The 13,175-nt window shown below is 70.6% G+C and carries 13 protein-coding genes and 1 tRNA gene; 2 read left to right on the forward strand and 12 right to left on the reverse strand.

Annotation, left to right across the window (positions count from 1 at the left end):
• Positions 1-48: 48 nt before the first annotated feature.
• The 7 genes from HRJ34_RS15185 to HRJ34_RS15215 form a co-directional block, all read right to left on the reverse strand.
• Positions 49-1,140: a nucleotidyltransferase family protein gene (locus HRJ34_RS15185; RefSeq protein ID WP_208631688.1), complete on the reverse strand. Its 1,092-nt coding sequence runs from the start codon at positions 1,138-1,140 to the stop codon at positions 49-51.
• A complete protein-coding gene (locus HRJ34_RS15190; RefSeq protein ID WP_208631689.1) occupies positions 1,137-2,822 on the reverse strand; it encodes an ATP-binding cassette domain-containing protein in 1,686 nt (561 codons plus the stop codon). The genes HRJ34_RS15185 and HRJ34_RS15190 overlap by 4 nt, the downstream gene beginning before the upstream one ends.
• Positions 2,816-3,493 (reverse strand): glycosyltransferase family 2 protein, encoded by a 678-nt coding sequence (locus tag HRJ34_RS15195; protein WP_208631690.1) that lies wholly within the window; start codon positions 3,491-3,493, stop codon positions 2,816-2,818. Before HRJ34_RS15195 ends, HRJ34_RS15190 begins: the two co-directional genes overlap by 7 nt.
• A complete protein-coding gene (locus HRJ34_RS15200; RefSeq protein WP_012049570.1) occupies positions 3,490-4,164 on the reverse strand; it encodes a glycosyltransferase family 2 protein in 675 nt (224 codons plus the stop codon). Before HRJ34_RS15200 ends, HRJ34_RS15195 begins: the two co-directional genes overlap by 4 nt.
• A complete protein-coding gene (locus tag HRJ34_RS15205; RefSeq protein WP_208631691.1) occupies positions 4,157-5,158 on the reverse strand; it encodes a phosphoenolpyruvate carboxykinase (ATP) in 1,002 nt (333 codons plus the stop codon). The genes HRJ34_RS15200 and HRJ34_RS15205 overlap by 8 nt, the downstream gene beginning before the upstream one ends.
• 8 nt (positions 5,159-5,166) lie before the next feature.
• The gene (locus tag HRJ34_RS15210; RefSeq protein WP_208631692.1) at positions 5,167-5,574 is read right to left on the reverse strand and encodes a PqqD family peptide modification chaperone; all 408 of its coding nucleotides are present in this window, start codon (positions 5,572-5,574) and stop codon (positions 5,167-5,169) included.
• Between the two features lie 122 nt (positions 5,575-5,696).
• The gene (locus tag HRJ34_RS15215) at positions 5,697-6,626 is read right to left on the reverse strand and encodes a peptidylprolyl isomerase (RefSeq protein WP_208631693.1); all 930 of its coding nucleotides are present in this window, start codon (positions 6,624-6,626) and stop codon (positions 5,697-5,699) included.
• A gap of 67 nt (positions 6,627-6,693) precedes the next feature.
• Between HRJ34_RS15215 and HRJ34_RS15220 the strand changes: the two genes are divergently transcribed.
• A tRNA-Ser gene (locus HRJ34_RS15220) sits at positions 6,694-6,784 on the forward strand.
• A gap of 189 nt (positions 6,785-6,973) precedes the next feature.
• Here HRJ34_RS15220 and HRJ34_RS15225 read toward each other — a convergent pair.
• On the reverse strand, positions 6,974-8,722 hold the full coding sequence (locus tag HRJ34_RS15225) for an N-acyl-D-amino-acid deacylase family protein (protein ID WP_208631694.1): 1,749 nt from the start codon (positions 8,720-8,722) through the stop codon (positions 6,974-6,976).
• Positions 8,723-8,911: 189 nt separating this feature from the next.
• Here HRJ34_RS15225 and HRJ34_RS15230 point away from each other — a divergent pair, with 189 nt between their 5' ends.
• Positions 8,912-9,367 carry a nuclear transport factor 2 family protein gene (locus tag HRJ34_RS15230; RefSeq protein WP_226948801.1) on the forward strand — a complete coding sequence of 152 codons (456 nt, stop codon included), beginning with the start codon at positions 8,912-8,914 and terminating at the stop codon, positions 9,365-9,367.
• Between the two features lie 13 nt (positions 9,368-9,380).
• On the opposite strand, the gene HRJ34_RS15235 is transcribed toward HRJ34_RS15230, so the two are convergent.
• From HRJ34_RS15235 to HRJ34_RS15250, 4 genes are read right to left on the reverse strand one after another with little or no spacing between them, the layout of a single operon-like run.
• On the reverse strand, positions 9,381-10,559 hold the full coding sequence (locus HRJ34_RS15235) for a cytochrome P450 (RefSeq protein WP_208631695.1): 1,179 nt from the start codon (positions 10,557-10,559) through the stop codon (positions 9,381-9,383).
• Positions 10,560-10,619: 60 nt separating this feature from the next.
• Positions 10,620-11,285: a TetR/AcrR family transcriptional regulator gene (locus HRJ34_RS15240; protein ID WP_012049556.1), complete on the reverse strand. Its 666-nt coding sequence runs from the start codon at positions 11,283-11,285 to the stop codon at positions 10,620-10,622.
• Between the two features lie 53 nt (positions 11,286-11,338).
• The gene (locus HRJ34_RS15245; RefSeq protein WP_208631696.1) at positions 11,339-12,238 is read right to left on the reverse strand and encodes an NAD-dependent epimerase/dehydratase family protein; all 900 of its coding nucleotides are present in this window, start codon (positions 12,236-12,238) and stop codon (positions 11,339-11,341) included.
• A gap of 16 nt (positions 12,239-12,254) precedes the next feature.
• Positions 12,255-13,082: an SDR family NAD(P)-dependent oxidoreductase gene (locus HRJ34_RS15250; protein WP_208631697.1), complete on the reverse strand. Its 828-nt coding sequence runs from the start codon at positions 13,080-13,082 to the stop codon at positions 12,255-12,257.
• Positions 13,083-13,175 lie beyond the last annotated feature (93 nt).

Raw genomic sequence — 13,175 nt, forward strand, 5'->3', positions numbered from 1 at the left:
GGGCCCGGGGAGCGATCCCCGGGCCCTTTCTCTTTTTGCGGCATCAGGTCAGGCGGAGCGCCGGCGCTTCAGGCGCCGCCAGATCAGCCAGTCGAACCCGCGCACCACGGCGTGGCGGATGAAGGGCAGCGGCGCGGTGATGCCCCATTGTCGCGAATAACGGTCGAGCAGCAGCCGAACGCGATCGAATCCCCGCGTATTGCGCCGCGTGGCCGCCCAGTTGGCGAACGGACCCTGGTTGTTTTCGAGGTGGAAATGGAACCGTGAGCCCAAGCCGCGCGCGGCCGTCAGGCGGGCGAGCGCGCGCCGGTCGACGATCCGTTCGTCAAGACTTTGCAGATAGGCCAGCCCCCGCAGGCTGCTCTCGACCATGTCGAGCCGCATCGTCTCGGCCACCAGCAGATCCCAGTCGAACGCGTCGCCGGCCGCGCGGAGTTGATGGACCGCGTCCACGACCCAGCGGACCGGCGAGACGGCGTTCCGCCTCAGCCCATGCCGCAAGGTGTGGTGAAGCTGATCTTCGGGGCCCAGTACCGACACGCCGTCCATGGCGCGGCCGATCGGCCGCGCGCGCGTCCACAAGGGAGCGGCATGGTCGCGGTTCACCGCATCACGGTAGGGCGAATGGTGAAGATCGATGTCGAGATGATCGGCTTTCCGAAGCCCGATCGAATGCGCGAAGTGGCCATGGAGCGCGAACCCGTCCGCCAACAGGATATCGCGCGCAGCCTCTATCCGGGCGTGCGGCACGAGCAGGTCGACATCGTCATAGGGACGAAGCGTCGTGTTCGGGTAGACCGTCAGGCCGAGCCCCGCCCCCTTGAGCAGGATCACCGGCACGCCGCCCGCCACCAGCTTCGGCAGCAACAGCGCCAGCATCCGCCCGTGGCGCTGGTCGACATACCAGGCGCGGCGATAGATGCCCCGGATCCGGCCGTCGAGCGCATGGTCGATCGACAGCTCTCGCATCCGCAGATGGAACAGCGGCAACAGGCGGCGCGTGCCGAGGTCGACATCGTCGAAGACGATGCGGTCGAGCCACGCCCGCGCCGCGATCGCCGCCTCGTCGTCGGGCCGGATCAGCGCTTCGAGCAGCAGATGCTGATCGGGCGTCGGCAGATAGCGGGAGCGCGGCGTCATGCGGCGGAGGATATGGTGGCCGGCCGGTCCGGCGCGAGCAGGATGCCGTCGGCCAGCCGATAATGATGATCGGCCGCGGCGATGATCACCGGATCATGGCTGACGATCAGCACCGCGGGCGCATCGGCGAGGGCCCTGAGCGCGGCGACCAGCCCCTGCACGGCATCGGCGTCGAGGTGGTTGCCCGGCTCGTCGAGGATCAGCAGGCGTGGCCGCCGCGCCAGCGCGCGCGCCAGCGCGATCCGCTGGCGCTGTCCGCCCGATAGCGGCGCGCCACCGTCGCCCAGGCGGAAATCGAGCCCACCCGGCAAGGCGTCGGCAAAGCCGGCCACACCGGTCGCTTCGGCGGCCCGGCGGACGATCGCGCGCGCCATCGCCGGATCGCCATAGGCGATATTGTCCGCGATCGTCCCCGGGAACAGGACCGCCGACTGGGCGACATGGCCGATCCCCCGCCGATAGGTCGTGCCGTCGATCTCGCGCAGATCGACGCCGTCGACCAAGACCGCGCCCGATCGCGGCGTGATCAGCCCGAGCAGGATGGCGAGGAAGGTCGTCTTGCCCGTGCCGTTGGCGCCCGACACGACCGTCACCTCGCCGGCCGCCAGCGCCAGGTCGACGCCACGCAGCAGCGCATCGTCGCTATGGCCGAAGGCGATGCCGCGCGCCTCGACGATCCAGTCGCGTGGCGCGACGCCGGACGCCGACGCCGTGGGCGCCCCATGCTCCAGGAGTTGCTGGACGCGGACGAGCGCAGGACGACCGCCATCGACGTCGCGCACCGCGCTTTGCGCCTGCTGGACGGCGCCGCGCAACAGGACGAGGAGGAACAGCAGCGGCGCCAGCCGGTCGATCGCCAGCAGATCGGCCGGCGCATGGGCGAGGAGCAGGATGAGCGCCAGGATGGCGAGCGCGGTCCGCGCGCCCTCCACCTCGGACAGGCGCGCCATTCGCCTGGCGATCGTCCCGGTCCACCGCGCCGTCTCCTCGATCTGGCGCGACCGTTCGGCGCGTTCGAAATCCTCGCTGGCGGAGGATCGCGCGAGCCCATGGCGATGGAGCAGCAGCGCCATGCCCGAATCGAGCCGCTCGATCGCCTCCTGCGCCTCGTCGACCAGGCGACGCATCTTGCGGGCGGAGCCGCGGCGCAACAGGACGAGCAAGCCGCAGAGCAGCGCTGCGGAAAGCCCGACCAGCGGGGCGATCCAGATCAAGGCCGCGAGGATCGCGACCGCCGTGACGATCGCCGGCAGGATCACCCCCAGCAACGCATTGGCCATGCAGTCGAGCCGCTCGCTGTCCTGCGCGAGGATGTGCCGCAGCCGTGCCGCGCCGATCCGTTCGACCGCGCCCGAAGGCAAGGCGAGGGTGGCTTCGACCAGCGCGATGCGCAGCCGCGCGTTCACGCGCTTGACCGCGCCCACCGTCACCGCCCGCGCGGCATAGGCGGCGATGCCCGAGGCGATCGTGCAGGCCGCCGCGACCGCCGCCAGCATCCAACTCTGCCGGGCGCCGTCCGGCGTCATCAGCCGCGCGATCGCGAGCGTGGCCGCGATGAGCAGGGCGCTGCGCAGCAGGGTCGCCAGGGTCCCGGCGAGCAGCGACGGATAATCGCCACGGCCGAGACGGGTGAAGGCCCGCCAGTCGGGCGCGCCGCCGGCCTGCGGATCGCCGCCTAGCATTGCCGCCGTCGCCGGGCGATCGCCGCCCGCGCCACCGCCAGATAGTCGCTCTGCCGGTTGCTCTCGACGATCGTCGTGTTGGCGCCGTGGACGCGGCGCAGGAAGACGAGATCGTCGGTCACCATCTCCCGCGCGCCGGCTTCGCGGGCCCGCACGACGAAATCGACGAACCAGCCGAGCACCAGCTTTTCGTCGAAACCGATGCGCAGCGCGAGATCGCGGCGGAACATCACCGCCCCGGTGAGGAAGCCGGCCTGCGGCTCGGTACGGACCTGCCAGCGCCCCTGTTCGAGCGCGGCACCGGACGCGAACTCGCGATATTGGCCCAAGGTGAGATCGATGGCGGGATGGGCATCGAGCACCGCCGCCTGGCGCGCCAGCCGCTCGTCGTCGGCCATCAGGTCGTCGGCGTCGAGGATGGTGACATAGGGTGCCGTCGCGAGCGACAGGGCATGGCCGAGCGCGGCCGGCGCGCCGGCAGGATCGCGGCGTACATAGCGGATCGTGCCGGCATGGGCGGCGGCGACGTCCGGCGTCGCATCGGTCGACCCGTCGTCGACGACGACATGTTCATGCGCGATCGACTGGCCCGCGACCGACCGGATCGTTTCGCCGAGCCAGTCCGCGCCATTGCGGACGGCGGTGAGGACGGACACGCGGGGGGCGGTCATCGGCCCTGGCTCCGCCGGAGGTGCATCGCCTTACGGGCAAGGTCGAACCAGGCGCCGGCCGCGCCTTGCCGATCGAGGGTCATGTTGTCCGGGTGACGGCGGTGGAGGAGGACGGCCTCGTCCAGTTCGACGACGGCCCATGCCTCCCGCCGCATGCGCATCACCAGATCGCCGTCCTCGCCGAAGCGGAGATCGGCGTCGAAACCACCGAGGTCGCGGAGCGACGCGGTGCGGAACAGCATGGAGGGGATCAACACCAGCCGGGTGGCCGCGATCGGCCAGAGCGGGTTGGGCAGCGCGCCGCCCGCCATCACCTCGGTCTCCGCCAATCCCCAGGCCGCATCCGCCCGTGCCGCCGTCATCGCGTCGGACAGGGTCGCGAGCGCGGCCGGCCGCCACAGATCGTCCGAATCGAGGAAGGCGACCTGGCCGCAGCGCACCTCGGCCAGCCCGCGATTGCGCGCGCCGGCCGGGCCGGCACGATCGCTGGTGAGGATCGTGATCCGATCGCCATAGCCGCGCAGCAGCTCGAGCGTGCCGTCGGTCGAACCGTCGTCGACGACGATGATCTGCTCGGGCCGGCGGGTCTGGGCGAAGACGCTGTCCAGCGCGTCGCCGATCAAGGTGGCGCGATCGAGCACCGGGATGACGACGGCAATGCTGTCAGCCATGTGGGCCCGCTCCCGCCGCGACCAGCGTTTCGACGGCACCGATGTTGCGGCCGTGATCGCGGCAGAGATCGAGCCGGTAGCAGGGCAGAGCGCGCGCGGCGCGCGACAGCAGCGCCAGCTTCTCGGCCTCCAGGCCCGGCATCTGGCGCAGGATCGACGGCGCGGCGCGGCGAACCAGATCGGCGGGGCCGATCGGGGCCAGGCGCGGTTCCGATCCGTCCCCGATCACCGGCGCGATCATCGCGACGATCGGCGCGGACCGGACGACGTCGGCGCCGGCGGCGATGAAGACGTCCTTGTCGTCGTCCGGCTCGCCCTCCGCCAGCCGGGAGAAGCGGCGCAGCGCGTCGCCCCGGTCGCGACCCAGCTTCGCGGTACGGTAGAGCGCGTGGACGCGCGGCGCGAAACCGGGTTCGACCAGCACATAATCGTCGCCGAGGAAGCCATGGCCCCGCTCGGCCGCCTCGACCGCGAAGGTCGATTTCCCGCTTCCGCCCGGCCCGAGCAACACCGCCGCCGCGCCGCCGAAGGAAACCGCCGCGCCATGGGTCGCGAGCAGCCCGCGCGGCGTCCCCCACCAGTCGAGCAGTTGCAGCGCGGGCGCCGCCGCGACCCAGGGCGCGAAGGCTTGCGCGGTATCGAACCAGATCCGGCCCGCCGCATCGCCGAGCGACACGACGCTGCGCGAGAAGGGATCGAAGATCATGCGCGTCCCGCCATCGCCGCGCACGCGCAACTGTTCGCTGCGCGCCCAGCGGTCATGCACCCGCCAGGCGGGATCGGCCTGATCGCGCGGGTCGGGCGCGCCACTCTCGAAACGGATCGACAGATCCGGCGCCGCGACGGGGATCGGCTCCGGAGGCGGCAGGGCGGCGAGCAGCGTCGCGGTCGCGGCGTCGGCCTCGATCCTGATCGAGCGCCCGCCGAACCGGCCGGTCCAGCGGCGGGCGAGACCGTCGCTCGTCGCGACCGCCGCCGCGTTCCCCGGCATCATCGCCGGCGTCACACCTGGACGTGCGGCCAGCCGGCCGCGGTGACCTCATGTATCGGATCGAGCTGGATCAGCTCGGCCATATCCTCGAACTTCTCGATCAACGGCGTCTCGAACGTGGCGAACGGCGCGGGGCGATCCCCCTCTGGCCCCGTTTCGGCGATCAGGTTGAGCGCCACCAGTTCGTCGAGGAGCCGGCCGGCCTCATGCCGGGCGGCGGCCGCGTCCGCCGACGCCGCGGCGGCACCGGAGACGATCGCATCCCGCCCGCTCCCGGCCAGCGCATGGCGCCAGATCTCGGCGGCGGTGCCGGCCAGATTATAATAGGCGCCGCTCTGGAAATCGATCGCGATGATCTCGCCATCGAGATCCTCGTAGGACATGCGCGCGGCGACGCCTTCGAAACTGGCTGACGTCATGAAACTTCCCCCGAAAACCGCGCCAAACTACACGCTCATCTCGGGGATTCAAGGGCTTGGGGGGCGCCATGGTCCGGCCGATCTGGACGGATCGGCGCGCCGCACCGGAAGCGGGGATGCCGTCACTTGCGCAAGGTCGCCCGCACCGGCGGCAGCGCGTTGCAGATGTCGAGCGCGCCCGCCGGACGGATGAAGAAATCGTCCTTGCGGTTGGCGCGCGCGGTCAGCCAGTCGGCGAAGCTCCGCGAATCGGCGCGCATCAGCTCGAAGGCCGGTCGCTCGGCGGCGGGCATGTCCGCCGCGATATGGGCCGCGACGATCGCCGGACGCGGCGTCCCCTCCTTGTAGAAGCCGAGCGCCTCGGTGCCGCGCGGCAGCGCGCTCAGCGCCTCCATCCCCGACAGCACCCGCCCGACCAGCGCGATGTTGCGGTCGAGATGGCGCGGACCATGGCCGATCACCGCGTAGAGCTCGGCCCCGGTGCCGGTGTCGGGGGCCAGGTTCCGTCCCACCCCGACCATGCCGTAGCAGTGGGGCAGCCAGGCGAGCGTCCCGTCGCTCGCCACCGGCCAGCCGCCGGCATGCCCCACCCGCTCGGCATAGGCGTCGCGATAGGGCATCGCGCGAAAGCCGAGCCCCTTCAGGGCGCGCGCATATTCGGCGGGCGGGCTGGCGACGATGCCGTCGGGCAGCGGCTTCTTCTCGGTCGCGTCGCCCCATTGGACGACATAATTGTCCTGCACGCGGTTGACGGTGATGCCGGCGAACCAGCCGCTCCGCGCGAGCCGCCGGATATTGGCGACATGAACCGGCGCGAAGCCGGGCGCGAGCGCGATGACGACCTGCCGGCCACCCTCCAGATCGACGACGAGCAGATCCTCGGGCGGGACCGCCACCCAGGCGTCGGCGGGCGCCGCCGCGACGATGTCGGCCGAGGAGAGCGGCCTGGCCGGCGAGCTCGACGCGCCGAGCGGCGCGCCGACGAGCAGTAGCGCGGCGAGCGGCCGGAGGGCGAAGCGGAGAAAGCGGGGACGGTCGTTCATGCCGGCCATGATACATGCTCCCGCGCCTTGCGGAACCCGTCGCCACCCGCTAGGGAACCGGCCTTCCAGCGCATGCGGAGCGGTGGCCGAGTGGTCGAAGGCGCTCGCCTGGAAAGTGAGTATACGGCAAAACCGTATCGAGGGTTCGAATCCCTCCCGCTCCGCCATTTTTCAGTAAAATCAATTGCTTAATAATTCAGCACCCAAAGCCTTGGCACCGCCCCCACACGCCTTGGAACAGCCGCGGCGCCGGGCGGCGCGTGACGCGGGAGCCTGCCGGGATCGCATCGATCCGGGTATCGCCCCGCCCCACGCGCCTCCCGGCGCCGCCGTCGTTCCCCCATGTCCGGACTGGCTTATTCGGCTGCCTCGAACGCGCGCTGGTCGGCCGGCGCCTCGGTCGGGGCCAGATATTGGCCCGGGCGATTGCCGGTATACTGGCCGTCGGCGAAGGTCTTGACGCCGTTGACGAGGGTCAGCCGCATCGGCGCGGCCTGGCGGGTGAAGCGCCAGGTGGTGCCGCCGTCGCCGTCGGGCACGTCGAAGCGCTTCTCCATGTCGCGATAGCGGATCTCGTCCAGATCGAAGACCACCAGGTCGGCGCGGCGGCCGGCCTTGATCTCGCCGGTGTCGTGCAGGCCGAAGAAGTCGGCCAGCTTGCCGGTCTTGATGTGGATCGCCTGTTCGAGCGAGATCAGCTCCTCCTTCACATATTTGGTGAAGAGCAGGATGTTCTCGCCGCCGCCGCACAGCATCTGCAGATGCGCGCCGGCGTCCGAGATGTTGCCGACCGACCGGGGGTCGTTCATCAGCTGGACGGTCAGGTCCTCGTCCTTGGGGAAGGGCGCCATGTGGACGGTCGAGCGGGTGCCGTTCTCCAGGATCCACTGCGCCATCGCGTCCGACCGGTGCAGGCCGCGGCTGTCGGCGAAGGCCTTGAGCGTGCCGCCGACCGGGCCGGCGCCGTTCTCGCTGTCGAGCAGGTAGAGGTCCTGCGGATTGTTCATCGGCGAATGCGGCCAGGCCTTGGTGTCCCAGCTTTCCCGCGCACGGGCGCGCCAGTCGGGATCGGCGAGCAGGCGGGCCTTCTCCTCATGGGTCTCGGCCAGCACCACCTCGTGCCAGACATAGTCGTTCGACTGGGCGAAGATCAGCGACTTGATCAGGCTGAGCGTGCTGGTCGGCGAGACATGGGCATAGCCCGGCCAGATGTCGGCCCCGTCCGCGCGCAGCTCGCCGAGCGTCTTCTCCAGCGCGGGCAGGATGTCCTTCTGGAACTCCAGCGTCGGGACCGCGCCGGCGATCTGCATGCGGATGCCGCGCCCGCGGGTAAGCCGGCCGAGCCGCACCAGGCTCTCGGGCCCGGTCTTCCGCATGAAGGTGTCGATGATGCACTGGTAGGTGGTGCCGGGATAGCGCTCCATCACCGCGAACAGCGCCTCGAACTCGGCATCGTCGGCGAGCAGCGTCGGGATGGCGCGGTCGTCGCCGTCATGGTCGTGCAGATTGTCCGACAGGCCGAGCGCGCCCGCGGCGAGCGCATCCTCGAGCAGCTCGGCCATCCGGGCGATCTCCGCCGGGGTCGCCGCCCGCTCCCACGCCTCGATGCCCATCGCGGCGAGGCGCAGCGCGATATGGCCGACGAACGCCGAATAATTGGCCGGCAGCGTGATGTTCCTGGCCATCGACGCCTTGTATTCCGACCATTTCTCCCAATCCCACGGCACGTTCTGGAGGAAGGGCTTCAGCGGGATGTCCTCGAAGAAGGAGAAGATCTTGATCATCTCGAGCTGCGCGGCCTTCTCCTTCGACAGCGGCGCGGCGGTGAAGCCGCAATTGCCGAGGATCACCGTGGTCGCGCCGTTGCCGGGCAGCGGATCGAGATCGGGCTGCCACCACATCGTCGCGTCATAATGGGTGTGGCTTTCGATGAAGCCCGGCGTGACGTAGCAGCCGGCCGCGTCGAACAGCTCCTCGCCGGGCCGGGGCGACAGCCCCGCGCCGACCTCGACGATGCGGTCGCCTTCGATGCGGACGTCGCCCCCGCGCCGCGGCGCCCCGGTGCCGTCGACGATCGTCCCATTCTTGATCAGCATGCTGGACATGGACCTCTCCCGTTTTTTCCGTGTGATCCCGAGGCTATCCCCCGGCTGGACAAGCGACAAGAAAGCGCCCCATCATGCGGATATCGGGGGATCATATCGCGACGCATAAGCGATCATCAGGTGATCCACGCGACCAAACGCAGCGGCGATGAGGCCGATCTTCTGCGCAGCATAGAGGAAAGGGAAGGCATGTCGCTCCAGGAGCTGATCGACAAGGACGCGATCGAGCAGGTCTATGTCCGCTATTGCGAGATCGTCGATTCGAAGACGTTCGACCGCATGGACGAGGTGTTCACCGAGGATTGCGTCGGCGACTATAGCCAGGCGCTGGGACCCGGCGTGATCAGCCCGAACCGCGCCAGCCTGATCGCCTCAATGCACGCCAATCTGGGCCCGCAGTCGAGCTGCGGCGCGACCCACCACAATGTCCTCAACTTCCGCATCAGCGTCGACGGCGACGCGGCCCGGGCGAAGGTCCATTATTACGCCGTCCATCGCGGCCGGGGAGCACAGGACGGCGCGCTCTATTCGATGTGGGGCCAATATGCCGACGAACTGCGGCGCACCCCCGCCGGCTGGCGCGTCGCGCGCCGCGTCTACACCGTCGCGCTGACCGAGGGGTCGCCGGCGGTGGTGGCCGGCTGACGGAAGCGCCGGCTCAGTCGCAGGCCAGCCACGCCTCGCGCAGCTCGTAGCCGGTGACGAGGTCGTTCCAGCCGACCTGCGGCTCCCGCTCGAAACGCAGGCCGGGGACGGCGAGCAGGCTGGTCAGGAAGATGTCGGCCTCCTGGATCGCCAGGAAGGAGCCCGGACAGCGATGGGCGCCGTCGCCGAAGCTCAGCACCGGCGCGCCCGCGCGCTCGGCCGGGCAGCGGCCGGGCTGCCTGGCGAGAGGACGCTCGCCGCTCACCGCCGGATCGGCGTTGACCGCGCGGACGTCGACCGCGACCATCGCCCCCTCGGGAATCTCGGCCCCGCCGAGCGTCACCGGGCAGGTCGTCCGCCGGAACAGCGTGCCGACCACCGGTTCGAGCCGCAGCAGCTCCTCCAGCAGCGCGTGGCGCGCCGGTTCGTCCGCCCCCAGATACTGGGCGCACAGCGCCGCATCGTCGATCAGGTGCCAGGCGCAGACGGTGATGAACTCGCGCGTCGTGACCATCCCCGCCGCGCCATAGGTGATGCATTCGGTCAGCACCTCGGTGCCGCTATAGCCCTGGGCGAGGAGGTGCGAGATCACATCCTCGCGCGGCCGCGCGCGCCGCGCCGCCATGCTCGGCCGCACGTCGATCCAGTAGAAGCGCAGCAGGCGGAACTGCGCCACCAGCGCCTGCCGGATCCGGCGCAGCCGCCCGCCGCCCTGCTCCAGCCCGTCGGCGAAGAAGGCGTTGATGCGCCGGTCGAGCCCCGGCCGCCGGCTGTCGGTCAGGCCGACCACCTCGGCGGCGACGCCGACCGCCATCTCCATCCCCATCGCGCTGAGCTCGCCGCGCCCCTGCCGGCGGAAATCGCCGATCACCCGATCGGCCAGCCGCGCCATCAGCGGGCGGTAGCGCGCGTCGACCGCGCGCGGCGTGAAGAAGGGCGCCGTCAATCGGCGCTGCTCATGATGCGGCCGGCCTTCGAGGAACAGGATCGGGACCTTGCCCCGGCCGGGCACCCGTTCGATCAGCTCGGCCTTGAAACCGGCCTGCCTGGTCGAATCGCCACGCAGCAAGGCGCGCGCGGCGGCGAAGCCACGAACGTGCCACACCCCGGCCGCGTCGCGCTCGACCGCGATGCGGGACGGGATTCTGCCGAAGGCGGTGCGCCGCTCGTCAGGTTCGATCGTCGCATCCATGGCATCGGCTCCCATATCGGAACCTATTTATCATTATTGTCCGGGCCGGACAACGGCCTCTCAGCCGCGCCGCGCCTCCGTCGCGTCGAGCACCGCGTCGAGGATCGGGCGCCAGGCGGTGGCCGCGACCTCGTCGGCATAGTCGTCGGCGGCGGCGCGCAGGTGCGGAAGCTCGTCGGCCTCGAAGCTGCCGAGCGCCTGCCGCAGCTCGCGCGCCTGGGTCGTGCCGCGCGCCGCGAGCGCGGCGAAATGGCCCGCCGCCACGGCCGCCCCGAGCACGATCTTCGCCATCGCGCGGTAGAGCGCCATCGCCTCGCCGGGCGCGAAGCCGCGCCGCTCCAGCGCGCCGAGGAAGCCGTCGACGAACTCCAGTTCGACCGCGATGCCCCAGCGCGCCTCGACGAACTCGATGATCAGCGAGGGCTGCTGCCCGACCGAGCTGAACAGGGCGGCGGCATAGTCGAGCACGATCTCCCGCCAGGGCTGCCCGCTGTCGACCGGCGCCGAGCGGGTCGCCTGGCGGCCGGCGGCAAGCCGGATCAGCGCGTCGCGATTCTCGACATAGCGATAGAGGGTGGCGATCCCGACGCCGAGATGCGCGGCAAGTTCCTTCATGTTGAGATCGGCGAGGCCCAGCTCGATCGCGGTGTCGAGCAGACGGTCGAGGGTCAGGCGGCGCGGGCGGCCGGCCTGGCGGGCGGGACTGGGATATGGATCGGCGTTCACCGGCTCATTGTCCCGCTCGGTGCGCCCGGAATCAAGCGCCGGCCCGTGCCCTCTCAACTTCTATATTGCGCGACGATCTCGCGGATCGCGGGAACGACGTCGTTGCGGCGATAGCCGAGCAGCGTCGCGACCTGCGGATCGGTCTCGTAGAAGAGATTGTTGCCACGGCCGAAGAAGATCGCGCCGTCGGGCAGCATCGGATGCTCCTCGTCGCGCACCGGCGGCGCGTCGCGCCCGACCGCCGCGAAGAAGGCGCCGAAATAGTCCTGGAACGACATGTTCTTGTCGCCGACCAGATAGGAGGCGCCGGCCGCGCCGCGCTCCAGCCCGCCCTCGACCGCCTCGGCGAGCGACTGGGTCGAGATGAAGTTGGTGCCGCCCGGCGGCGCGAATTCGGGCATCGGCGCGAACCTGCCCTCGGCATATTGGGTGTAGGCCGCGAACATCGGCACGACGAGGCCGGGCACCGACCCGACGACGAACGGCGCGTTGATGCTCATCGCCACGAAATCGTCACCGGCGAGCGCGGCGACGCCCTCGTCCGAGACCTTGCGCGAGCGGACATAGGCATTGGTCGCGACCAGTTCGGGCGCGGCCTGCGGATAGAAGCTGCCGATGTTGACCGCCTTGCGAACGCCCGCCGCCCGGGCCGCCTCGAAGAAGCGGGGGACGCCGACCGAATTGGCCTCGTGCCAATAGGCGTCGCCGCCGTCCTGCGGCTGGTGGCGGACGTCGTTGCCGGCGGCGAAGACCAGCGCGTCGAAGACCCCGAGCGCGGCGCGGTCGAAGTCCATGGCGACATAGTCGACCCGCAGGAAGGGCAGCCGGCCGAGCGGCGTGCCGGCGGCCGGGGCGTTGCGGCCGGCGATCGCCACCTCATGCCCCCTGCCCTGCAAATAGAGCGCGGTGCGCCCGCCGATCATGCCGGCGCCGCCGACGACGAGAATCTTCATGCCTATCCCTTTCGGATCAGAAATCGAGGCCGTTGCCGGACAGCACCGGCAGGTTGGTCCAGGTGCCGCGCGGATCGCGGTACCAGCCCGCCGCCGCCAGCGCGCCGCCGTCGATGTGGAGCGCGGTGCCGGTGATCCAGGCCGCGTGCGGGCTCGCCAGGAACAGGATGCCCGAGGCCATGTCCTGCGGCGTGCCGAAGCGGCCGAGCGGAATCCAGTTCTGGATGTGCCGGCGATGCTCCTCCGGGATCATCAGCGACACCGGCACCTGCGGCGTGTCGGTCGTCTCGGGCGCGATCAGGTTGACGCGGATGCCCCCGGGGCCAAGCTCGAGCGCCAGGCTCTGGGTGAAGCCGGTCAGCCCCGCCTTGCACGCGGCGTAGACCGCGCAGTTGGGGATGCCGCGAAACCCCTCGATCGAGGAGACCGAGACGATGCTGCCGCCCGCGCCCTTGCGCCGCAGCAGCGGGATCATCGCCCTGGTGACGCCGAACACCTGGCCCAGGTTGGTCGCGTAGAGCCGTGCGATCTCGGCATCCGAAAGCTGGTCGAACGGCTTGGCAAGCATCAGGAAGTCGCCGACATTGTTGACGAGGACATCGAGCCCGCCGAACGCCGCGTCGACCTGCGCGGCGAGGTCGGCGACCGCCGCCGCGTCGGTCACGTCGCCGACGACGACCAGCGCGTCGTCGCCCAGCGCGGCGCGCGCCTCCTCGGCCCGGACGGGATCGATCTCGATCGTCGCGACCCGCGCGCCGGCCGCCTTGAACGCCTCCGCCGTGGCGCGGCCGATGCCGGCGCCGCCGCCCGTGACGAGCACGGCCTTGCCTGTGAAGTCGAACATCGGCGCCTCCTCTCGCGGCCGCTCTCCGGCGGTCGGCCACTGGCTAATATGAGACGCCGCCCGATGCAAGGTTGCACAACGCATCATGTAGCA

This window comes from Rhizorhabdus wittichii, from assembly GCF_017607425.1.
GTDB classification, from domain to species: domain Bacteria; phylum Pseudomonadota; class Alphaproteobacteria; order Sphingomonadales; family Sphingomonadaceae; genus Rhizorhabdus; species Rhizorhabdus wittichii.